This is a genomic window from Halobaculum sp. MBLA0147, assembly GCF_041361345.1.
Lineage (GTDB): Archaea > Halobacteriota > Halobacteria > Halobacteriales > Haloferacaceae > JAHENP01.
Map to the genome: position 1 here is coordinate 553078 of NZ_JBGKAD010000001.1, position 21208 is coordinate 574285.

Sequence of the window (21208 nt, forward strand, 5' to 3'; positions counted from 1 at the left end):
GGAAGTCCACGGGCGTATTCGAGTGCAAGTCCGTTCGAGCTGGGTGGTCTGTGTGGGTCGTCGTCGGAGTGTGATCGTGCGAAATCGTAACTCGTCCGTGTGAGTCCGATTTGACATCTTTTTTCCCAAAGTAGTGCTTTCTACCCTCGGGATAATTGGATACAAACACAAAACAATTATTGAGACAGGGGGAAAATCAGTACGCGAGACTGACCGATGGGCTACTGGAGTTCCTCACGAGCACGAGAGAGGCGAGAGTCCGGCGACGGTGACCGGGACGGAGACTCGGAGCGGGACCGGCGGTCCGGCGGCCGAGACCGGCGATCGACCGACACGGACCCGTACCGAGCCACCGCCGATATGGAGACAGACATCGTCGGGAAGCTGAGCATCGCACAGGCACGCGAGCGGTACGACACCGAGTTCGAAGACGACGGTGAGGTCCGCCAGATGATGCGGATCGAAGAACGGTGGGGCCCACAGGTCCACGACTGGATCGACGAAGGTGTACCCACCGACGCGATGGAGAACCACCTCACTCTCGATCGCTTCCGCGAACGTCGCGATACACCCATTCCGTGGAACGTCGAGAAACGCAACAAGAAATCGCTCCAGCGAAGTCGCGAAGCGACCGAAGAGATCGAACCCGCCGGCCGTACGAGCGTTCCCGACGCCGTCCGCGAGGTGATCTCTTCGCCTGGTCGGCCGCTCGACGCTTCGATTCAGCGCGCGGTCGAAGAGCGGATGGACGACTCACTTGGTGACGTACGGATTCACACCGGGCCGAGAGCCGCAGCGGCAGCCGACGCCATCGACGCGCGAGCGTTCACAGTGGGGAACCACGTCGTGTTCGGTGCTGGCGAGTACGACCCGGAATCAGCGGAAGGTCAGCACGTGCTCGCCCACGAGTTGGCACACGTTCGCCAGCAAACCGGTGGCGCACTGTCGATGTTGCCGCAGGACGACGTGCAGTTGGAGATCGATCCCGACCCCGAACTGGAACGCGAAGCCGAGGAGACCGCACAACGCGTGATGTCCGGTGGTGACCTCGGGATTCAGCGCCTCTCCGACACCGACGTGCACGTCCAGCGGATCGAAGAGGATCAGGTGTTCGACGCGATGGCGTTGTTCGAAGCCGAGGTCGAGAACGAGACGGGGTCGGAGTTCAGGCGGTCACAGAACCAGAATCGGCTCGGATATCTCTCCGACGTGGCAGACGATGTCCTGACAAAACAGAACAAACAGTCGGCACACAGTACCAAGCGAGAACTCGAGGAGAGTTCGTATTCGGGGGCCGAAGTGATCTCAGAAGGACTCCAACGTGAGATAGATCAGTTGTCGGACAGCATTTCGGAGGATCTCTCCGACGTTGGACTCACAGAAGACCAGCGAGCAGTTCTCTCGGGAGACCTCGTCACGGACCAGTGGGACGACGTGGCGTGGACGACGGTAAAGGCGCTTCTGTCGGCGACGAGTCTCGGTACTTACATTACTGTTTCTCAAGTATTGTCGAAAGCTACAGGTCACGATCCCGATTCGATTGGCAAACAGGCCGTCGGGCGAGTTCGTCGTGGGGAGATTCACGGGTGGGAAGACATCCGAGCAATTTGGGAGCGAACAAATGGCTCTCTCCAACAACGCGCCGAGAGAATCGAACAGGAAGTACGGAATGACGACTACGAATCACCCGAGAGAGAAGGAGTCAGCGAACCCCGGAGGAAATGATCATGGATGGAGTTGTAACCGGGGAGAGCGACACTCGGATTGGACTGAGTATCATCGACAACGTGGACTTGGAACATCTTGTCGAAATAGGATTCGACGGTGAACTACTCGGATACGATTCGGAGGAGTACCCGGACGATTCGACAACTGCAACGAGGGAACAGACAGAGCACGTTCACCAGGCACAGCAGTATGCCCGATGGGTGGCATACCGTGATCGAGACTACGAGACGCTATCTCGCCGAAAGAATCCAGACTGTATCCTCGCAGGATTGTTGGCCGTAGCGACTCTCTCAGAGTCGGAGTTCGACGACCTGTTCGGTGACCTCCAGTCGCAGATTCGGAGCCACTACGACGACTCCACTGTCGAGACTCCGTTGACAGATGTCGATCTCGACGGAGCGGTCGTCTACGAGAAGGATCTGTACGTCTCCCCCGACCCGACAGAGATCGACCCGTCGGTACTGGCACAGTTTCGCGACCGGTTCGACACCGACTCGGGGGATTCGGACAGTCCAATCGACGCGGAGTTACCGCTGGAGACTCGCGAGTCACTGGCGTTCGATCTCGAAGGCGTCTCACAGATGCACCATCTCGCGTACGACGGGCTCGCCGTCGCCGACGAGGCACGCGGTAACCAGCCGCTCGACCGCGACCCGGACGCCACTGTCGAACTGATGCCGTTCGACACCGACGAGATCGACTCGTTCCACCACTACGTCGTCTCACACCTCGCTTACCAGTTACGCGATTGCTTCTTACTGATGGGCGAGACACCACCGACACCGTTCCGTAGTCCCGGCTGGGGGACCTTCGAGGCGTTCATGAAGCACCGATACTACCCACAGTACGAGAACTACTGGGACGCCACCGCCGACATCGGCTCCTGGGAGCCCGTCCCGTGACACTGACTACTCTCAGTCGAACGTCGACGAGCGCGGTGGAGAGTCGCCTCACACCCGAACGCGTCCCCGACCCCGAACTGGAACGCGAAGCCGAGGAGACCGCACGACGTGTGATGGCCGGCGGCGAACTCGGGATTCAGCGCCTCTCCGACACCGAGGACGAAACTGGAGAGGTGAGCGATCATCGCCGGAGACACAACGACCTCCAGTTCGGGCACCTCTACGACATCGCACAGACCGTCATCGAACGGAATCGGCGAAAACGGGACCCCGAGACGAAACAGGCACTTGCCGAGGGTGGCGATCCAGCCCAGCGAGACCTCGCAGATCGGTTCGACTCCGTCGGCAGTATCAGAGCCGACGTCGAAGCCCTCCAACGAGAAATCGACGACGTTGCACTCACCGACGACCAACGACGCCGCCTGCACGGCCTCGCCGACACCGACAACTGGGACAAAGTCGGCTGGGGACTCACCAAGACCATCCTCACCGCGACGGGACTCCCCGCACTCCTCGAGATGGTCAACCTCGCGACACAGGTGAGCGGTGGCGACGCAGCCACCGGTGCCTCCCTCGGCTCGAAAGCCGTCGGACGGGACATCGACCAGATGGGCACACAGGCCGTCGCCAAGGCCCGCCGCGGACAACTCGGCTGGGAAGAAGTCAAACAAATCTGGACTCAGTCCGACGGCACACTCGAAGAACGGGCCGAACAGATCGAACAGGAGATCCGGGAAGGTACCTTCCTCACCGAGGATCGACGAGGGGTTCTGGAGACAGGTAATTTCTGAGAATGAAATCAATAATAACTGGAGAAGACGAAGTTCGAGTCGGAGTCAATCTGCTAGACAATGCTGGGGAAGAACACGGGATAGAGATGGAGTTCGATGGGGAGATCAAACACCACCAGTCTGAGGCGTACGCGGACAACCCCCGATTCCGCACCCGCGAGGAGTGCGAACACGTCGATCAGGCACGCCGCTTCGCGAAGTGGCAGGTGTACCGAGAACGCGGGTACGATACGGTCCCCCCGCTAGAGAACCCCGACCGATTGACGGCCGCACTCTTGGCGATTGCCGACCTGTCGAGTGACACGTTCCAAGCGCAGTTCGGAGAACTCGAACGACGACTCGCGCGCCACTACGACGACGGCCCCGTAGAGCTACCGTTCCCGAACGCCGACCCCGACGACGCCATTATTTACCAACAGGATGTGTACCTCGAACCCGACCCAGTCGAACACGACCCGCCGGTGCTCGAACAGTTCCTCTCGCGATTCGACGGCGACCCCGACACGCCCGTCGCCCGTCGCGCCAGCGAACTCACGACACAGGATCGCGACGACCTCGGGTTCGAGGTGGAAGCCGTCTCGGGTATCCACACGGTCCACAACGACGGACAGGGAACCGAACGACGCGACCACGGCGAGCAGCCGTTGGACCGCGACCCGGACGCGAGAGTCGAACTGATGGCGTTCGACACGGACTCCGTCGACTCGTTCCACCACTACGTCGTCTCGAATCTCGCCTACCAGATCCGTGACCGATTCCTGCTGATGGGCCAGGCACCACCGACTGCGTTCCGTGCGCAAGGGTGGGGAACCTATCGGGGGTTCCAGTGTCAGAAGTTCTGCTCGCTGTACGAGGAGTACTGGTCAAGTGAGGCCGACATCACCTCCTGGGAGCCCTGGACCGAGTGAGCCAGCGGGTCCTAGTTCACTCACCGACAATCGGAATCACTCGAAGACGACGACCGGTGTCACGACCCCGCTCGCCTTTTGCGTCCGGCCCACCTACACTGTGACATGTTACTCGTCCGCGGGCGAGCCGGGGGAACGGCGTTGACCGGCACGATCTACGAGCGCGGGGAGGAGCCGCCGTCGTACAAGGGGGCGCCCGACGGCGACGAGCCGTACGTCTGGGTGTGTGACGCCTTCTACGAGGTCCACAGCGGTGGCTCGGAGCTGGAACTCGACGGGCGGACGGTGAACGTCGCCTTCGAGTCGCCGATGCCGCGCGGGTTCGAGACGCGCGAGGCCGCCGTGACCGCGGCCGAGGACCACGTCCGGACACAGTTCGCGCGAGTCGGGTTGGACGCGGCAGCCGTGGAGGTGGAGGTCGTCGAGCAGCGGCCCGGCGCCGACGCCCACGAGGAGTCGCCCGCAGGGGTGCGACCCGACGACGCGGATCGGGCTACGGGCGCACTGGAGTCCGGCGAGACGGACGACGAGGACGAGGCGTGACTCGTCACCGCTCCGGGTGCGTCGCGGCGTCGAACCCGCCTCGCACCAGCGGCTTCGCGACGTGCCGACGGGCACACGGCGGCACCTCGTACCACCCGGGACGGAGGTCGCGATCCACCGTCCGCGTCACCTTCCCCGATTCGCTCGTCTCACAGTCCCGACAGCGGTAGCCCGCGTCTCGACCGGCCGACTCCATCGTGCGCTCACACTCGGGACAGGTCGGCACGACGCGTTCCGTCCGGTCCAACTCCCGAACGGCGACCTTCTCCAGTTTCACCGTGTCGTCGGCCACTTCGCCACAGACCGTGAGTCGGTCCCCGGGCCGTAGCGCGCGCACTCGGTCGCGGAACCGCCCGGTCGGCTCGAACGCGACACAGTCCAACGCGTCGGGTGCTGGGGTCGGCGTCTCGCCCGCAACCTCGCCGCTCTCGGCCACGCCTCCACCGCCACCGCGTTCGGGTGGCTCGAGTGCGAAGAAGACGTGGCCACCCCGCCGCGTCTCGGGAGCGGTCTTGACCGTCCCGTCGATCCGGTAGGCCAGTCCGTCGCGCAGCGACGAGTGGCCCCCTGTCTGCGGAACCGGCCCTCCGGCGGCCCACGCACCGCGTGCGTCGTGGAGGTGTGCGTCGGTTCCCTGGTTGGTGACGAACAGTGCGCTCCGATCGACCGACTCGCTCTCGATCCGCGCCGCGACACGCTCGACCGCGGTCGCGTCGTCGCCACGGACGCCGTACAACACCGGCCCGGGTGCGTTCGGAACGCAGACCGCCTCGCCCGCCACTCGATCGACCGTGTCCCAGGCGTCCGGGTAGGCGTCGGCGGCCGCCGCGAACACGCTCCGCTCGTCCACCTCGCGTTGGGTGCCACACCGGTCGAACGCGCGGTAGTCGATCCGCTCGTACGTCCAGTCGTCGTGACTCGCCCACGCGCCCACCGCGGCGAGTGCGCCGACGCGGCCACGGCCCGCGACGGTGTCCCGCGTCGCCGAGTTCGCCGCTGCCGAATCCGCCGGCCGCGAGTCTGCCGCCGCCGAGTCCCTCGAACCGGACGCGTCTCCCACGTGCGTCGCGCGCCCGGTCACGCGTCGACTCGCCGGGTCTGTCGAGGTTCCTCGTCCGGCCCCTCCCACCCCCGGTGCCCAGCCGACGGTCTCGTACCCCGCCTCGGCGGCGACGCGGAGTGCTCTGTCGAGTGCGACCGGTTCGCGAATCGCGTCGCGTGCGAACGACGCGACCGGCTCCGGCACGGCGTCGGGGTCGTGGGGCGCCACGACGACGCCGGGACTCGTGTCGGCGTCTGTCGTGACCGCAAACCGCTCGGCGAGCGAGACGACGACGCGGCGAGCACGCGACGGGGCGGCGTCCGTGTGAACCGCCAGCGCCGCGTTCCCGCGAGTCTTGTGTTCGACACCGGGGAACAGCCGAACCAACACACGTCGCTCGACACAGTCGCCGTCCGCCAGCCTGTCGGCGAGTCGCGCGGCGAGGTAGGTGGTGCACATCCCCTCCGTCCGGGAGTCGGTGTCGTCCACGGCGACGACCGTCACGGTCGAGACTCCGGCGGGCGGCAGATTTCAGCGTTCCGGTGCCGTGGTGGTACGATGCTGTGGTAGTCCGTGTCGTCGTGTCTCGGCGGGTGTGCCCCGTCGCGGTGCCACCGCCTCAGCCGTCGTAGCTGAGCAGTCGGGGTGCCTCGTCCGCGAAGGCGACCGCGTCGGGCCCGAACGAGTCCGCGTACCGGACGACGAGCGTGACGACGACCGCGGGGCGACGGACGGCGTACCCGTCCGACCGGTCGACGAGCCCGGCGGCTTCCAACTCGGAGGTGTACTTGCTCACCGTAGCACGCGACACGTCCAGTGTCCGCGCCACGTCCGCGCCCGTCGGGTCCGTCTCCCGCAACAGTGTCAGCAGGATGCCGCGAGCGGTCTCGCGCCGGAGGTACCCCAACGCCGTCTGCTCGAACGCGGAGAACCGGTCCGCCGGGTAGAACCGCCGGTAGTCGCCGTCGCGTCTGGAGACGACGGCACCGTCCGACTCCAACCGGCGGAGGTGGTGTTGGGTCTCGCCCGTTCCCAGGCGGAGATCGTCGCGCAGTTTCGAGAAGTGTGCACCGGGTGTCCGACCGAGGTAGCCGCGGATGGCGTCGCGCACGTCCGACCGTGCCTCCCGCCCGTCGGCCGACTCTTCGGCGTCGACCTCCGCGGCGGCCAGCGGCGACGCCGCCCCCAACGCCGCGAACCGACGGAGTGTGGTCCGCTTCTCGTCGTCGACCTCTCGACTCACGAGACTCGATACAACCCACGCGTAAAAAAGCCTACCGGGTGTCGCTCCGTGTGGGAGCGGGGTGGGTCACCCTAGTTCCGTCTCCGGGCAGGTCACTCCAGTTCCGTCTCCAACTCCTCGTCGGGGCCGCCCTCGACGGGGGAGCCGTCGGCGTCGTCGATCACGTTCTCGGGAGACTCGATAGACTCCTCGCCGTCGCCGACGACCTCGTCCATGTCCGCGATGGCCTCCTCGCCGTCGGGCGAGCCGTTGCCCATCTCCTCGATGTCGTCGAGTTGGCCGATGATCTCGTCGATGTCGTCCAACCCGAGCATCTCGCGGGTCTCCTCGCCGAAGTCCAGCGAGTCGAGCCCCTCGGACTCCTGCACGTCGGAGCCGCTCAGCGTCTTCCCGTAGCGGCCGACGAGCGAAGTGAGCTCCTGCGGGAGGACGAACGTCGTCGACTCGCCCTGACCGATGGACTCCAGCGTCTCCATCCCGCGCTCGATGATCGCCCGCTCGCCCATCGACTGTGCCGACTTCGCGCGCAGCACCGTCGAGATCGCGTCACCCTGCGCCTCGAGGATCTGACTCTGCTTCTCCCCTTGGGCGCGGATGATGTTCGACTCCTTCTCACCCTCCGCCTCCTCGATGGCGGAGCGCCGTTCACCCTGCGCCTCGAGGATCATCGCCCGCCGCTTCCGCTCGGCGGAGGTCTGTTGCTCCATCGCCTGCTGGACGTCCTTCGAGGGGTTGACCTCTCGCACCTCGACGGACTCCACGCGGATCCCCCACTCGTCGGTGGGTTCGTCCAGCTCCTTCCGGATGCGTGCGTTGATCTCCTGACGCTTGTTGAGCGTGTCGTCGAGGTCCATGTCGCCCAGTACCGCCCGCAGCGTCGTCTGGGCGAGGTTCGAGACGGCCGTCTTGTAGTCTTCCACCTCGAGGAACGCCTTCTTCGCGTCCATCACCTTGATGTAGACGACGGCGTCGGCGGTCACCGGGGAGTTGTCCCGCGTGATCGCCTCCTGACGCGGCACGTCGAGTGTCTGTGTCCGCATGTCGAAGGCGTGCGTGTTCGAGACGAACGGCTCGACGAAGTTGATACCCGGCTCCAACAGCGTGTCGAACTGCCCGAACACCGTCTTCGCCTTCTTCTCGTAGGCGTCGACGATCACCACGGACTGCCACACTGTGATCACTGCCAGCAACAGGAACAGGAGTCCGACCAGCACCACGCTGAACCCGGACTGCAGTGGTACAGGGACCATGTCCCCGGGTTGGGTGTCACCGCGTGTAAGTGTTCCCACTGTGTTGCACCGAGCGTTCAGGTGGGACGAAGAGCCGAACCGGATCGGCGCCGTGAGCCAACTACAATTGCTTGCGGAAAGCATATCTTTCCTCGGGCGAGAGTGAGGGTCGATGACGACCGGCTCGGGAGAACGACTCTGGGAAGGTGACGTGAACGAGGCGGCGGTCGAGGAGTGGGTCGACGAGACGACGGCGTTCGACCGTGTGCGAACCGTCGCCGAGACGACGAGTGATCCGCAGTCTGCGAGTGAGGTTGCCGACAGGGCTCGTGTCAGCGAACCGACAGCACGGAAGTACCTGGAGAGCCTCCTCGAGGCGGGCTTGGTCACCGCCGTGTCGACCGGTAACGGGACGCGGTACGTCAGGTCGCCACAGTCGTTGGCCGTCGACCGGATCGCGTCGATCCACCGCGAGCACACGAGAGACGAGATCGGTAGCGCCATCGAGCGGTTCCGCGACGAGCTGGCGGCGCTCCGGGACACGTACGGCGTCGCCGACGCGGACGCTCTGGTCGACCGGCTCGATGCGGACGAGACCGGGTGGCAGGACGTGCATCGCTGGCGCGAGACGGAAGAGCGGTTGGCGGTGGCCCGGGCGGCACTCGCGCTGTACGATTTCGACCCCGACGACACTCGGACGGCGGTGACTCGTCTCGCGTACGCCGGGCACGCCGACGGCGACCGCGGAGCGTTCGCCTCGGGGACCGACGAGTCCACCACCGGGAACGACGAGTCGACCGCCTGAGAGACACGCGATGCGACTAGACGAGGACGACGCGAGAGACGTCGGCAGTCTCGACGTCGCCGCAACGCGCCGAGTCGGCCGCGTCTTCGAGCGTGTCGACGGTCTCGTCGAGCGTGCGGCGCTCGACTCCCCGTTGGAGCCGACGGCAGTCGTCGTCGAGTTCGGAGACGGGATCGGTGCGGCGACGTGGGCCCGGATCGAAGCCCGGTGGTTCGACACGGGAGCGTACAACGTCCACCACGTCGACGAGAGCGGGCGGAACTTCAGGTTCGACCGACACCCGAAGCCGGGAGTACCGACCGCTCACTTCCACCCACCGCCGGAGGCGGAGTCTGGTGCTGCGGAACCGTCGTGTATCTCGGTCGAGGAGCCACCGGTCGTCGCACGGGCGGTCCACCGGCTGTGGCGACGTGCCTACGACACCGGCGACGTGGAACGGCTGAACGCGGCCGAGAATCCACCGTAGTGCCAATCTACAGGCGGAGCATGCCGAGTGCCTCGGGGTCGTCCGAAAGTCAGACATTTTCGGTATTACTAGAATCGAAGATTCTCGAACGACTCGACCCCGAGGGTGAAGGCCGTACGCTTGTGACACAAGCCACCGTATCGACGGATACAGTCACGACGTGGGTTACAGATCTCGATCCGAAGCAACTGCCGGCAGTTGCGAGGGAATGCGACACCCCTCAACACCCCGCCGATATGGTGGGTGAGACGGGTGTTGTCGGGCGGGGTGGAGCCGCCGACCCTCACGGACGCACCGGGCGTTCGGGTGTGAATTCCAGCCGACCCATCTCGGGAAGGTCGAGGGGGAGTTAAATTCGCCTGCGACAGCACGGCCCACCTTGGGGCGTGCGGTCAAGACGGCGAAGCCGCGGGGCTTGTCCCCGCGGTACTTCACCACTCCCGCAGCGCACCAGCGCCGTGGAAGTGTCGGAGGACGACGACGAACGTCACTGCACCCGAGACGGCGGCGACGCCACCGAGGTAGAACACCAGGTCCATCCCCAGCGAGTCCATCAGCCACCCGCCGGCGACGGGCGCGACGACGGAGCCGGGTCGCCAGACGAGTTCTCTGATCCCGAAGCTGGAGGCGACACCCTCGCCGTCCGACCCCTCGTCCGCGAACAGCGCCATACTCGCGGGTTCGCGGAAGCTGTCGGCGACGCCCAACAGGAGGTTACAGCCGACCAGCGGGAGGAACGCCGCCGACACGTCTCCGAGGACCGGGAACGCCCCCGGGAGCGACAGTGCGCGGCCGACGACCGGCGTGAACGGGACGAGGAGCGCGACCAGCCCGTAGGCGCCGCCGCCGGCGAAGACGAACAACGACCGGCCGAACCGGTCGGAGAGCCGCCCGGTGTACGGCTGTGCGAGCATGTTGGTGAACTTCTCGGAGACGACGACGACGGAGACCGCGAACGCGGGGTAGCCGAGCCCACCCTTCGCGGCGACGAGCCCGGCGAAGATGGGCACCCACGAGCGGACGAGCGTGACGGCGACGGCGTACTGCGCACGGAAACTGGTGAGGGTGACGATCCGGCGGTTGACCGCGAGGTCTCGGAACGGGAACCCCGGGATCGTCGTCTCGTCGTGGGCCAACACCGCCGCGACGGCGATCAGTGTCACGACGAACAGCGCCGTGATGAGCGCGAACACCTCCTCGAAGCCGCCGAAGTAGTCGTACAGCCCCCCGGCCGAGAGGCCGCCGAGGATCGACGCGAGGAACCGCGAGGCGTTCGCCTTCCCGATGTGGTTCGCGCGCGTCTCCGTCGTCGCGAGTTCGCCGACCAGCGACAGCGTCATCAGCCCCATCCCGGTGGCGACCACGCCCTGTAGCGCCCGGACGCCGATCAGCGCCGTCGTCGAGCCGACGAGCGGGAAGACCGCGTACACGACGACCCCGAGCCCGAGACACCCCAGGAGGACGGTCCGCTTGTCCCCGCGGTCGCCGGCCCACGCCAGCGGGACGACGGCGAGCGTCTGTGCGACGGTGAACCCGGTGTAGAAGAGACCGATGGTGGTCCCACCGGCGTCGAGCGCGTTGGCGTACTTGGGTAACAGCGTGATCAGCGTCACCAACCCGAAGCCGGCGGAGAACCGCGCGAGGTACAGCGCCCAGAACTGGCCTCGTCCCGGTCCGTCCCCGGCCGCGTCCGCGTCGTTCACGGACACGCTCCGGCAGAGGCCGTCAAGTGCGTGTCGGAAGCGGACGACGAGACGGCGTGGCTCGGTGGCCGGTGGGACCGGCCCTCCGTCACTCGAACGCCGCCGTCACAGCGGCGGCCCGGAGAGGTAGCCACCGAGGAGGAGCAAGACGACGCCGATACCGCCCGCGGCCTTCAGGAACGTGTCCGCCTCACGGCCGGCGGTCCTGACCTTCCCGGCGTCGACGGCCTCGCGGATGCGGGCGGTCCCGACCTCGGTGAGGCCGGTCATCGCGAACCACAACACGACCATCGTCAGGACCGCGTGGCCCCGTGGCGGGACGGTGAGTCCCGAGAGATCGCCGTACTGCGTCCAGACCATCCACAGCCCCGTCGCTGGCAACACCAGTGCGCTGGTCCGCGAGAAGATCGCGAGCCCGCTCGCGACACTCGACAGGACCGCGGTCGAGAGATCGCCGTCGCGCGCCAGCGGCAGCAGTCGCCACGTCGTGAACACGATTGCACCCGTCCACGCGCCGGCGAACAGCGTGTGGAACGCGTACGCGAGAGTCGTCGTGATACTCACAGTCGGTGTCCAGTGTCGTCGCCGGGATAAGTGAGTGGGAACGAGACGGGTGGCGGCGTGCTCGACTCCGGGCCGGCCGCCCCTCGCCGCCCGCTACCGCGCCTCGTGGACGCGGTCGAGATCCGCCACCGTCGGCGCGTTGACGATCACGACCGTCTTCCCGCGGCGTTCCACCCGGAAGGCGTCCGCGAAGCCGCCGTCCGCGACGCGGAACACGCCCTCGCGCACCTCGCGACCGCCGAGTCGGAGCCGCACCAGCCGCTCGTAGGCGTCGACGAACTGTCGAGCGTCGCGGCGACTGTCCCACGCGAGTCGCCAGACGTAGCCGGTCTCCTCGCCGTTCCGGTACGGGACGAGGCGGTCGCCCGCCCACCCCTCGCTGGCGCCGACGGCGTACGTCCGGGAGGAGTAGTCGCCGTCGGACTGGTAGTACCGCTCGCGGTCGATCGCCTGCCCGGCCCACAGCGTCGTGTAGACCCCGAGTTCGCCGAGTCGTTCACCCTGCCCGCGGGCGTCGATCCGGTTCCACCGTCGGTTCGAGCGGTCCGGGACGGTCACCTCGCGGACCTCCTCGTCGGGGTAGGTGTCCGGGTGGATCGTCTGTTCCGTCGAGACGGGGTAGTTCTCGTAGGCGTCGTTCACGGCCGCCCACCCGCCCCGCTGGCGCAGGGCGTGGACGAAGCCGGAGCCGTCGGCGTACGGCTGGTAGATGGCGACGAACAGCGCCGGGTCGATCTGCCCGCCGCTCCCGCCGCCGCTCTCCGGTTTCGGGACACAGTCCCACTCCTCGCGGCAGCGCTCGTCGTACAGTGTGTCGACGTAGCGGGCGTCACCCTCCGTGAGCCCCTGTGCGGCCAACCGGCCGTCGCGAGTGTCCGTCCGCCGGTACTCGAAGTGCTGATCCTGGAGCGCGTGGACCAACTCGTGAGCGAGGGTGGTGCGGTCGAGACGTGGCGTCTCGCTGTCGGAGACGATCACGATCTGGTCGCTGCCGGGGGAGTAGTAGCCCGCGACGGCACCGCCGTAGAGGGCGTCGAACTTCTCGGCGACGGACTCGTCCTCGCCGACGACGAACTGCGCCTCCCACACCTGACTCCGGAACGACTCGACGCGCGGCGGCACCTCCCGCGAGAAGACGTTGCGCTCGCGGTACTCCTCGCGGGAGATCACCTCGACGGGGACCGACTCCCGGAACTCCAACTGGCGGATCAGTTCGACCCGCGCCATCGTGCGGTTCACGACGGCCGCGAGCTCCGTCTCGTTGAGGCCGTCGGCGGGGGTCACCGCGAGATCGTCCGTCGCCCGGACGCCACCCTCGACGCCCAGGCGGTCCGCCGGCCGCTCGTCGGTGGTCGACTCGCCGTCTGTGTCGCCGTTCGCGTCCCCGTTCGCCGAGTCGGCGGGCGTCTCGCCGTCCGGCGCCTCGGTGGGGGTGTCACCCGAGGTCGACTCCGTGCCGGCCACCCAGTCGCCGTCGGCCCCCGGCGCCCCGGCACAGCCCGCCACCACGAGGAGCAGACAGGCGACCAGCGTCGCCGCCGCACGTGTTCGTGACACGGGGTCACTCGGGCCGAGACGGGCATAAGCGTGACTCCGGGGTGCACCCGCCGCGCTCCGCTCACCCCGAGGACCCGCCGCGCTCGGATCACACCTCCTGGCGTTCGGCGACGGCCGCCTCCAACTCCGAGAGCGCACACCGGGCGATCTGTTCTTTGACCGCACGGCGATCCCCGTCGAACTCGTGGCGCGTCACCGCACAGCCGGACTCGAGGGTCCCCCACGGAGCGGCGTGGGCGACGCCGACGAAGACGGTCCCGACGGGTGTCGCCTCCGTCCCACCGCCGGGCCCCGCGACACCCGTCGTCGCGACCCCCCAGTCCGTGTCGGCGGTGTCGCGCACCGCTCGTGCCATCGCCCGTGCGACGTGCGCCGAGACGGCACCGTGCTCGTCCAGTGTCTCCCGCGGGACGGCCAACTCCGCGCGCTTGGCGTCGTAGGAGTAGGTGACCAGCGAGCGGTCGAAGTAGTCGCTGGAGCCGGGCACGTCCGTCACCAGCGACCCGACCAACCCGCCGGTACACGACTCCGCGACGGCGAGCGTCTCGTCTGCCTCCCGCAACGCCTCGCCGACCCGCCGTTCGACCGGCGGCTCGGACGCGAACTGATCCATACGTCAGATCCAAGCGGCAGCGACCTAAGTGCGGCGGGCCACTGGCTGGTCGGTGTCTCCGTAGAGCCATCGGTCCACCGGGAGAGGCGACGCTCGTGCCAGTCGGTGGACCGGGAGAGTGAAACCGCGCCGGGACGCACGCCCGAGCGTGCAGTACGACCGGCCACAGTTCCAGCACGTGCTGTCGTACGCCGCCGACGCCGACCACGACGTGGTCGACACCGTCTCGGGGAACCCCGACTGGGACCCGCCAGAGTCGCTCCGGACGGGGTTGGCCGAGTACGCCGAAGAACCCACCGAGCAGTTCCAGTACCCGCCCAGCGAGGGCCTCGACGAACTCCGGACGGAGATCGCGACCCGACGCGGCGTCGACCGCGAGCGCGTCGTCGTCACCAACGGGGCCGGCGAGGCGAACTACCTCGCGTTGGCGGCGGCTCTCGACGCCGCCGACGGGGACGAGGTGGTACTCACCGATCCGGTGTACCCGTACTACCCCGCGAAGGCGAAACTGCTCGACGCGACGCCGCGATCCGTCCCGACCGCCCCCGACGGCTCGCTCGTCGTCGAGCGGTTCGCGGAGGTGATCGGCCCGGAGACGGCCGTCGTCGTCCTCAACACCCCGAACAACCCGACCGGGGCGGTGTACGACCCCGACACCGTCGCGGCCGTCGCCGAACTGGCGGCCGACGCCGACGCGACGCTCGTCGTCGACGAGGTGTACCACCACTTCGACTACTCGGGCCGGTTCGAGAGTGCGCTGACGATGGCGGAGGTCCGCGAGACGGTCGCCGTCACCTGTTCGTTCTCGAAGTCGCTCGCGATCACCGGCTTCCGCGTCGGCTACACGGTGTTGCCCGAGCGATTGGTCGACCACGCGACCACGCGACACATGCTCGTCAACGTCACCGCCTCGCGTCCGGCGCAGGCCGCCGTCCTGCGTGCGCTGCGCGAGACTGGGCCGGCGTACTACGAGCAGACACGGGCGACGCTCCGCGAGCGGGTCGCGACGTTCTGTGACGCCCTCGACGCGGCCGGGTTCGCGTACACCGACCCGGACGGTGCCTTCTACGTGCTGGCGAAGGTGGACGGGCTCCCGGGGACGATGGCGAACACCGAGCGGCTGATCGACGAGGCCGGCGTCGCGCCGATGCCAGGCGCGACGTTCGGCGAGGCGTACGCGGACTGGTTCCGGTTCGCGCTCGTCACGCCACGCGTGGAGACCGCGGCCGAACGACTCCGGGAGTGGGCCGACGCCCGCGACGCGGTGTAGTCGTGGCAGAACGGCGTCGTCTGCCGAGACGGTGCCGTCTCGGCGGTCGGCGAGCGACACCGACGAGTTGACGAGTTCGGACGCGCAACGAGTGCGTATGGACGACATCGACGTGGAGCCCGTGTCGGAGATCGACGACTCCACGGACGAGACGGCCCCCTCCCGAGTCGGCGCGGCGATCCAGATGTCCGGCGACGAGGACCCCGGGGACGACGATCTCGAGACGACCGTCGACGGGGAGGCGTTGGTGACGACCGACACCCCCGAGTACGTGCTGTACGGCGGGAAGGGTGGCGTCGGGAAGACGACCTGCTCGGCGGCGACGGCGCTAGCCAGCGCCGCGAGCGGGACGCCGACGCTCGTCGTCTCGACGGACCCAGCCCACTCGCTGTCCGACACCCTCCAGGCCGAGATCCCGCCGGAGCCGGCCCGCATCCGCGAGGACGTACCGCTGTACGCCGCCGAGATCGACCCCGATCAGGCCGTCGAAGAGGGGATGTTCGGCGCCGGGATGGCCGGCGGTGGTGCCGGCGGGAGCGGAGCGGACGGGAGCGGACCAGGTGGTGGTGGTGCAGGCGGTGGTGGAGAGGGCGGCGCCGGTGCCGGCGCGGCGGCTGGGAACCCGCTGGGTGGCCTGGGGCAGTTGGGTGACGCCGCCGGCGAGGGACCGATGGCGGGACTGCTCGACGGCTCGATGCCCGGTGCGGACGAGGCGGCCGCGATGCGGCAGCTGCTCGAACACCTCGACGACCCGCGGTTCGACCGCGTCGTCGTCGACACCGCACCGACCGGCCACACGCTGCGACTGCTCCAGCTCCCGGAACTGCTCGACTCGATGGTCGGGCGCGTGGTGAAGCTCCGCCAGCAGTTCTCCGGGATGATGGACGGCGTGAAGGGGATGTTCGGGATGGGCGACGACGAGGACGTCCCGGAGCCGGACTTGGACGAGTTGCGCGACCGGATCGAGCGGCTCCGTGCGACGCTGCGGGACCCCGACCAGACGGACTTCCGAGTCGTGATGGTGCCCGAGGAGATGAGCGTCGTCGAGTCTGAGCGGCTCGTCGAGCGGCTCGACGAGTTCGAGATCCCGGTGAACACGCTGGTCGTCAACCGGGTGATGGAGGACCCAGAGGACGTGGCCGGCTCGGAGACGACCGACGTGGGCTTGGACGAGGAGTGGGTCGTCACGCCGTCGCTGGACTCCTGTGAGTTCTGTCAGCGGCGGTGGGACGTGCAACGCGACGCGCTCCGGCGGGCCTCGGACCTCTACCGCGGTCGCGAGGTGAAACGCGTCCCGCTGTTGGCCGAGGAAGTCCGCGGCGAGGACGCGCTGGGTGTCGTCGCCGCCTGTCTGGCGTGAGGCGGCGAGACGCGTGACGAGGCGGTGCGTCTGGCCCGACCGCCGCCGATCGCTAGAGTGACGGGGCGTCGGTGGCTGTCGTGGCGGTGCCTTCCGTGCTGGTGTCGTGGTCGGCGAGTCGACGTGTCCACCCGTCGGGGAGTGTGGGTGTCTCGACGAGCGTGAACTGGAGGTTCGTGAGCCCGTCGAGTGTCGTCTCCCGTTCGTCGGGTGTCATCGCGTACTCGTCACAGGGTGTGCCGACGGGGTAGCGTGGTGCCTCGGGGAGTCTGTCGGGTTCACCCGTCGCGGCTGCTTGCACGTCGCCGATCGCCTCGGCGACGACGCAGAGGACGTGCTGGAGTTGTGTCGGCGGGACGAACCCGCTGGCTGCGAGTCTGTCGCGGATCTCCTCGGTCGCGGTGTGGAGCTCCCTCGTGCGGTACTGCGGCAGCTGGAGCAGGCGGAGTGTCTCCAGGTGGGTGTCGTAGCTGTCGAGCAGTGGCTGTACTCCGGTCGTCCCGTCATCCTTTTCAGACGGAGAATCGTTCGAACACATTGTCGTGGACTCCCACGACACTGCGGAGGTAGGGTGCGCCACCACCCTGCCACTTTGCTGCAGTGACGACCTCGCAGTGTCGTGTCTCGGTGTTGTACAGGGGTGTTGTTAATAGCTACGGTCGTGTTGGGATTAGCCGTGCGTGTGCGGTGACTCGCAGTCGTCGCCGAGTGATGGCTGGTTTCACTCCACTTCTGGATCCACACTTAGAGGGAAGAATCAAGTTACGCCCGCACACAGCCATCGGTAAGAGACGATGGGACACCAGGCACTGCGCGACCGAGGGAAGGCACCCGAGGCGGACAGTGGACAGTCCAACGAGAGCGACGGCCCACAACGATGGCCGTCGCGCGCCAGCGTTGGTCCGACTACCGTTGGCCCGACGACGAAAGAAGACATCGAGGAGTACTACGGCCGGGAGATCTCGAGCGTCGACGAGCTCCAGGAACTCCAGCGGCTGGAGAAGGGGTACGGCGGGCAGGTTCTGCGGTGGATCGACGAGGGGATGCCCATCGGCGCGATGGGTCACAAGACCAAGATGCAGCGGTTCCGCGAGCGAAAGGGAACCCCGATTCCCTGGGACATCGAGCACTTCAACCGCCTCTCGCGGATGGACAACACCGGCAAGGTCAACAGAGATCGGCGTCGTGGGCCCGACGGCGACACCGGCGTCCCCGACTCCGTGCGCGAGGTACTCTCGTCACCCGGCCGGTCGCTCGATCCGGCGGTCCAGCGTGCCGTCGAAGACCGGATGGGCGAGTCGTTCGACGACGTGCGGGTTCACACTGGCCCGAAGGCAGCCGAAGCGGCCGACGAGATCGACGCGCGGGCATTCACCGTCGGCACCCACGTCGTGTTCGGTGCCGGCGAGTACGATCCCGAATCGGCCGAGGGGCAACACGTCTTGGTCCACGAGTTGGCGCACGTTCGCCAGCAGACGGGCGGGGCGGTGTCACTGCTCCCGCGTGACGCCGAACTCGATCCAGAGGTCGCTGGAACTGTCGGTCAGGGTCCGCGGGAGAGTGGTGCGACGGTCCAGCGTCTCCTCGCCGGGAGCGCACTCGGCGTCGACGCGCTGGGTGCCACGCCCGTGTACCTCCAGCGGTCCGAACGACAGCCACGGCGCGACAACGGCGAATTCGGCGAGATCGACTGGGGGGAGTGCGAGGAGAAGCGGTTCGGTCGACAGCGGCGGCCGGAGTACGACGAACCGGGACAGAGACGTGAAGTCTGGGAACGTGCCAAGCGGAAGGCAGACAACGGCGTTGTCGTGGACCCGAACACACGTCAACCACTGGGCACGTTCGAGGATTACGGTGACTCGTGGGAGATGGGCCACAAACCGGGTCGCGAGTACCGGTACCTCGTGGATTACTACCTTCTCGGTGTAATATCTGAGGAAGAATTCCTGTCCGAGTATCATGACCCAGAACACTATCGCCCCGAGGCCCCTAGCGCAAACAGGAGTCATGAGTTCGAAGAGGAAGGAGAGTATTGGGCGGACAAGTGGGGCGATCTGGAGGAACACAAAGATGACTGACGAGAGTGACGATTTGTACCGAAGCACTGAGATCGAATCTGCAATCCGTCGGGGGGACAAACCGGAGTACGACGAACTGATCGACGACACTGATCTCGATCACAGATCTGGAAACGGCAGCACGTTGCTCCACAAGGCGACCATCGCAGGGGAACGTGAAATTGTCGCAGATCTCATCGAACGGGGAATCGACATCGACGCAGTGAACGACGCTGGCAAGACGGCACTTCACAGGGCAATAGAGGAGGGGTACGTCGATATTGCCCACGATCTGCTCGACAACGGCGCACGAGTGGATATCGGAGACGTGTACGAGGTAGAACCTCTCCTCCACGCGGTAGCGGAGTCGTACTACGATCTCGCCGAACGGATTCTGGAACGCGGTGGTGATCCAACCCACGAGAACGTAGCCGATATCAGTCCACTGAGTCACGCTCGGGAGGTGAAGTCGCAAGAGTACGTCGACCTTCTGGAAGCGTACGTCGATCAAGAGTAACCGTAACACGGGGTGAAGCTGCCATCAGAAGATGATTGATTCGACACGAAGAGCAAACTGCGTTCGAAGAAGCCGAACGAGATGACTGACGACAGAGACGACCTGTACCGTCGTACCGACATCGAATCGGCTATCGTACAGGGCGACAAGGCGAAATACGACGAACTGATCGACGACGCCAACCTCGACCACAGAGGTGGAGGCAACAACACACTACTCCACGAAGCGACGATTATGGGTCGGACAGAGATCGTCGCGGATCTCTTGGAGCGTGGAATCGATATCGACGCAGTGAACGACGGTGGGAAAACCGTACTCCACCGTGCGATCGAAGAGGATTACCCAGAGATCGCTCACACACTGTTGGACAACGGCGCCCGCGTGGACATAGCCGACGTATTCGAGTGTGAGCCACTTCAACGAGCCGTTTCCAACACGTACTACGACCTGACCGAGCGCATTCTCGAACGAGGCGGCGACCCGACTCACGAGAACGAAGTCGGAATCAGCCCACTGAGCCTCGCACGCGAAGGGTGGCCACAGAAGTACGTCGACCTCCTCGAATCCTACGCCGACGAGGACGACAGGTAATATCGAGCTACAGAGACCGAGAACCTCGCCAACCGCTCGAATCCTCCAGTTTAGTGGACCTCGACGCAGACACAAAAACACAGAGATGACTGACAACAGAGACGACCTGTACCGGAGCACAGAGATCGAATCGGCAATCATCCAGGGAAACAGATCGAGGTACGACGAACTGATCGACGACGCCGACCTCGATCACAGATCCGGAAACGGCAGCACGCTGCTCCACAAAGCGACGACTATGGGTCGGACAGAGATCGTCGCGGATCTCTTGGAGCGTGGAATCGACATCGATGCGGTAGACGACGGTGGGAGAACGGCACTCCACTGTGCCGTCGAGAAAGACTACGAGGAAATCGCGCTCCGACTGCTCGAATATGGTGCCAGAGTAGACATCGACGACGTGTACGGCGCACGTGCGCTCCAGAAAGCGGTCTCGAACGCGAACTACGAGCTCGCCGAAGCTCTCCTTGAACACGGTGCCGATCCGACCCACGAGAACGAGGCCGACATCAGTCCACTCCACATCGCACGCCGTGCCGACGCAGATCGCTACATCGAACTGCTCGAATCCTACGTCGATGGGGAAGATGCGTGACACGCGTCGAAGGGCACCGCAGATCGAACTCGAACCTTCTTTCGGTATCACGGGTCTCTGGAGAGCAGAGACGTACATCACACTCGGCCTCGCCGGCCGAACACGTGGACGAGGGAAGCGGCGAGGTGACTGCCGATGTCGACGACGGTGACTGCAGGTGAACGAGAGAGACCAGTCACTCGGTGAACGGGTGGTACACCGATTGAGCGAGAGCGGACTTGCAGAGTCGGACGAGTTCGTGGGCTGTTCGGAGGGAGAGATCCGGGCACTCGAAGACGAATTCGGTGTCGACCTCCCGGCGGCCTACGAGTCGTGCCTTCGGTACATCGGGCGAGACTCACAGACACTGTTCACAGGTGAGAACTTCACCGTCGACACACTGCCTGCACAGAGACAACTCGCCGAACAGCGACTCACCGAGTGGAATGTCGACTTCTCGTTCGACGATACGGAGTTCGTCTTCTTCGGTAATCAGGGGTATGCGTTCCTCTTCTTCGACACCGAAGAGGGCCCCGACCCACCTGTCTACTCTCTCGTTGCAGGTGACCCGCCGAGTCGGGAGGCGGAGTCCTTCTCACGGTGGCTTCTAGAGCGAGTGGACCGCCACATACGGGTCCGTACGGACGAGTAAGCTAACCCACCGCTAAGTGGGTGGGCTTTCAGCGTGGACACCCGTTCTGACCTCTGATGAGGTAGGCGAATACTCGCCGTTCACCGACCCATC

General features: G+C 66.1%; 22 protein-coding genes. 14 read left to right on the plus strand and 8 right to left on the minus strand.

Annotation, left to right across the window (positions count from 1 at the left end; translation table 11 throughout):
• Window positions 1–360 precede the first annotated feature (360 nt).
• The 5 genes from RYH80_RS02615 to RYH80_RS02635 all read left to right on the plus strand — a co-directional run bounded on the left by RYH80_RS02615 (window position 361) and on the right by RYH80_RS02635 (window position 4872).
• Entirely contained in the window at window positions 361–1725 is a 1365-nt protein-coding gene (locus RYH80_RS02615) for an eCIS core domain-containing protein (protein ID WP_370902304.1), read from the plus strand.
• A gap of 2 nt (window positions 1726–1727) precedes the next feature.
• Window positions 1728–2630: a DUF7958 family protein gene (locus tag RYH80_RS02620; RefSeq protein WP_370902305.1), complete on the plus strand. Its 903-nt coding sequence runs from the start codon at window positions 1728–1730 to the stop codon at window positions 2628–2630.
• A 35-nt stretch (window positions 2631–2665) separates the two neighbouring features.
• The gene (locus RYH80_RS02625; protein WP_370902306.1) at window positions 2666–3421 is read left to right on the plus strand and encodes a hypothetical protein; all 756 of its coding nucleotides are present in this window, start codon (window positions 2666–2668) and stop codon (window positions 3419–3421) included.
• 2 nt (window positions 3422–3423) lie between these two features.
• Window positions 3424–4329, plus strand: a complete 906-nt coding sequence (locus tag RYH80_RS02630; protein ID WP_370902308.1) for a DUF7958 family protein — start codon at window positions 3424–3426, stop codon at window positions 4327–4329.
• Window positions 4330–4434: 105 nt separating this feature from the next.
• Complete coding sequence (locus RYH80_RS02635; RefSeq protein WP_370902309.1) at window positions 4435–4872, plus strand: DUF7113 family protein; 438 nt, start codon at window positions 4435–4437, stop codon at window positions 4870–4872.
• A 4-nt stretch (window positions 4873–4876) separates the two neighbouring features.
• Here the strand turns inward: RYH80_RS02635 and RYH80_RS02640 are convergent, their stop codons facing one another.
• The 3 genes from RYH80_RS02640 to RYH80_RS02650 form a co-directional block, all read right to left on the minus strand.
• Window positions 4877–6418: a TiaS agmantine-binding domain-containing protein gene (locus tag RYH80_RS02640; protein WP_370902310.1), complete on the minus strand. Its 1542-nt coding sequence runs from the start codon at window positions 6416–6418 to the stop codon at window positions 4877–4879.
• A 115-nt stretch (window positions 6419–6533) separates the two neighbouring features.
• Window positions 6534–7157 carry a winged helix-turn-helix transcriptional regulator gene (locus RYH80_RS02645; protein WP_370902311.1) on the minus strand — a complete coding sequence of 208 codons (624 nt, stop codon included), beginning with the start codon at window positions 7155–7157 and terminating at the stop codon, window positions 6534–6536.
• Between the two features lie 92 nt (window positions 7158–7249).
• Window positions 7250–8407 (minus strand): SPFH domain-containing protein, encoded by a 1158-nt coding sequence (locus RYH80_RS02650; protein ID WP_370902312.1) that lies wholly within the window; start codon window positions 8405–8407, stop codon window positions 7250–7252.
• A 151-nt stretch (window positions 8408–8558) separates the two neighbouring features.
• Between RYH80_RS02650 and RYH80_RS02655 the strand changes: the two genes are divergently transcribed.
• Complete coding sequence (locus RYH80_RS02655) at window positions 8559–9191, plus strand: winged helix-turn-helix domain-containing protein (protein ID WP_370902313.1); 633 nt, start codon at window positions 8559–8561, stop codon at window positions 9189–9191.
• Window positions 9192–9201: 10 nt separating this feature from the next.
• Window positions 9202–9657 (plus strand): toxin-antitoxin system TumE family protein, encoded by a 456-nt coding sequence (locus RYH80_RS02660; RefSeq protein WP_370902314.1) that lies wholly within the window; start codon window positions 9202–9204, stop codon window positions 9655–9657.
• Window positions 9658–10088: 431 nt separating this feature from the next.
• Here RYH80_RS02660 and RYH80_RS02665 read toward each other — a convergent pair whose 3' ends face one another.
• The 4 genes from RYH80_RS02665 to RYH80_RS02680 all read right to left on the minus strand — a co-directional run bounded on the left by RYH80_RS02665 (window position 10089) and on the right by RYH80_RS02680 (window position 14094).
• Complete coding sequence (locus RYH80_RS02665; protein WP_370902315.1) at window positions 10089–11360, minus strand: MFS transporter; 1272 nt, start codon at window positions 11358–11360, stop codon at window positions 10089–10091.
• A 105-nt stretch (window positions 11361–11465) separates the two neighbouring features.
• Window positions 11466–11924, minus strand: a complete 459-nt coding sequence (locus RYH80_RS02670; RefSeq protein ID WP_370902316.1) for a CopD family protein — start codon at window positions 11922–11924, stop codon at window positions 11466–11468.
• 93 nt (window positions 11925–12017) lie between these two features.
• Window positions 12018–13481 (minus strand): Hvo_1808 family surface protein, encoded by a 1464-nt coding sequence (locus tag RYH80_RS02675; RefSeq protein WP_370902317.1) that lies wholly within the window; start codon window positions 13479–13481, stop codon window positions 12018–12020.
• Between the two features lie 88 nt (window positions 13482–13569).
• Complete coding sequence (locus RYH80_RS02680) at window positions 13570–14094, minus strand: CinA family protein (RefSeq protein WP_370902318.1); 525 nt, start codon at window positions 14092–14094, stop codon at window positions 13570–13572.
• 148 nt (window positions 14095–14242) lie between these two features.
• Here RYH80_RS02680 and RYH80_RS02685 point away from each other — a divergent pair, with 148 nt between their 5' ends.
• Both RYH80_RS02685 and RYH80_RS02690 read left to right on the plus strand, forming a co-directional pair.
• Entirely contained in the window at window positions 14243–15364 is a 1122-nt protein-coding gene (locus RYH80_RS02685) for a pyridoxal phosphate-dependent aminotransferase (protein WP_370902320.1), read from the plus strand.
• A 97-nt stretch (window positions 15365–15461) separates the two neighbouring features.
• The gene (locus tag RYH80_RS02690; RefSeq protein ID WP_370902321.1) at window positions 15462–16724 is read left to right on the plus strand and encodes an ArsA family ATPase; all 1263 of its coding nucleotides are present in this window, start codon (window positions 15462–15464) and stop codon (window positions 16722–16724) included.
• Between the two features lie 52 nt (window positions 16725–16776).
• Here RYH80_RS02690 and RYH80_RS02695 read toward each other — a convergent pair whose 3' ends face one another.
• Window positions 16777–17262 carry a hypothetical protein gene (locus tag RYH80_RS02695; RefSeq protein WP_370902322.1) on the minus strand — a complete coding sequence of 162 codons (486 nt, stop codon included), beginning with the start codon at window positions 17260–17262 and terminating at the stop codon, window positions 16777–16779.
• A 256-nt stretch (window positions 17263–17518) separates the two neighbouring features.
• Between RYH80_RS02695 and RYH80_RS02700 the strand changes: the two genes are divergently transcribed.
• The 5 genes from RYH80_RS02700 (at window position 17519) to RYH80_RS02720 (ending at window position 21115) form a co-directional block, all read left to right on the plus strand.
• Window positions 17519–18802, plus strand: coding sequence for an eCIS core domain-containing protein (locus RYH80_RS02700; RefSeq protein WP_370902324.1), 1284 nt, complete (start codon window positions 17519–17521; stop codon window positions 18800–18802).
• Window positions 18795–19298 (plus strand): ankyrin repeat domain-containing protein, encoded by a 504-nt coding sequence (locus RYH80_RS02705; protein WP_370902325.1) that lies wholly within the window; start codon window positions 18795–18797, stop codon window positions 19296–19298. The genes RYH80_RS02700 and RYH80_RS02705 overlap by 8 nt, the downstream gene beginning before the upstream one ends.
• 81 nt (window positions 19299–19379) lie before the next feature.
• Window positions 19380–19889: an ankyrin repeat domain-containing protein gene (locus tag RYH80_RS02710; protein WP_370902326.1), complete on the plus strand. Its 510-nt coding sequence runs from the start codon at window positions 19380–19382 to the stop codon at window positions 19887–19889.
• A gap of 85 nt (window positions 19890–19974) precedes the next feature.
• Window positions 19975–20484: an ankyrin repeat domain-containing protein gene (locus tag RYH80_RS02715; RefSeq protein WP_370902327.1), complete on the plus strand. Its 510-nt coding sequence runs from the start codon at window positions 19975–19977 to the stop codon at window positions 20482–20484.
• 202 nt (window positions 20485–20686) lie between these two features.
• Entirely contained in the window at window positions 20687–21115 is a 429-nt protein-coding gene (locus tag RYH80_RS02720) for an SMI1/KNR4 family protein (RefSeq protein WP_370902328.1), read from the plus strand.
• The last annotated feature ends 93 nt before the right edge of the window (window positions 21116–21208 follow it).

What these genes read in the sequence shown, in the direction of transcription:
- RYH80_RS02615 (WP_370902304.1), top strand. Translation starts at nt 361, where the DNA reads ATGGAGACAGACATCGTCGGGAAGCTGAGCATCGCACAGGCACGCGAG.
- RYH80_RS02620 (WP_370902305.1), top strand. Translation starts at nt 1,728, where the DNA reads ATGGATGGAGTTGTAACCGGGGAGAGCGACACTCGGATTGGACTGAGT.
- RYH80_RS02630 (WP_370902308.1), top strand. Translation starts at nt 3,424, where the DNA reads ATGAAATCAATAATAACTGGAGAAGACGAAGTTCGAGTCGGAGTCAAT.
- RYH80_RS02635 (WP_370902309.1), top strand. Translation starts at nt 4,435, where the DNA reads ATGTTACTCGTCCGCGGGCGAGCCGGGGGAACGGCGTTGACCGGCACG.
- RYH80_RS02650 (WP_370902312.1), bottom strand. Translation starts at nt 8,407, where the DNA reads ATGGTCCCTGTACCACTGCAGTCCGGGTTCAGCGTGGTGCTGGTCGGA.
- RYH80_RS02655 (WP_370902313.1), top strand. Translation starts at nt 8,559, where the DNA reads ATGACGACCGGCTCGGGAGAACGACTCTGGGAAGGTGACGTGAACGAG.
- RYH80_RS02660 (WP_370902314.1), top strand. Translation starts at nt 9,202, where the DNA reads ATGCGACTAGACGAGGACGACGCGAGAGACGTCGGCAGTCTCGACGTC.
- RYH80_RS02680 (WP_370902318.1), bottom strand. Translation starts at nt 14,094, where the DNA reads ATGGATCAGTTCGCGTCCGAGCCGCCGGTCGAACGGCGGGTCGGCGAG.
- RYH80_RS02690 (WP_370902321.1), top strand. Translation starts at nt 15,462, where the DNA reads ATGGACGACATCGACGTGGAGCCCGTGTCGGAGATCGACGACTCCACG.
- RYH80_RS02695 (WP_370902322.1), bottom strand. Translation starts at nt 17,262, where the DNA reads ATGTGTTCGAACGATTCTCCGTCTGAAAAGGATGACGGGACGACCGGA.
- RYH80_RS02700 (WP_370902324.1), top strand. Translation starts at nt 17,519, where the DNA reads ATGGGACACCAGGCACTGCGCGACCGAGGGAAGGCACCCGAGGCGGAC.
- RYH80_RS02705 (WP_370902325.1), top strand. Translation starts at nt 18,795, where the DNA reads ATGACTGACGAGAGTGACGATTTGTACCGAAGCACTGAGATCGAATCT.
- RYH80_RS02710 (WP_370902326.1), top strand. Translation starts at nt 19,380, where the DNA reads ATGACTGACGACAGAGACGACCTGTACCGTCGTACCGACATCGAATCG.
- RYH80_RS02715 (WP_370902327.1), top strand. Translation starts at nt 19,975, where the DNA reads ATGACTGACAACAGAGACGACCTGTACCGGAGCACAGAGATCGAATCG.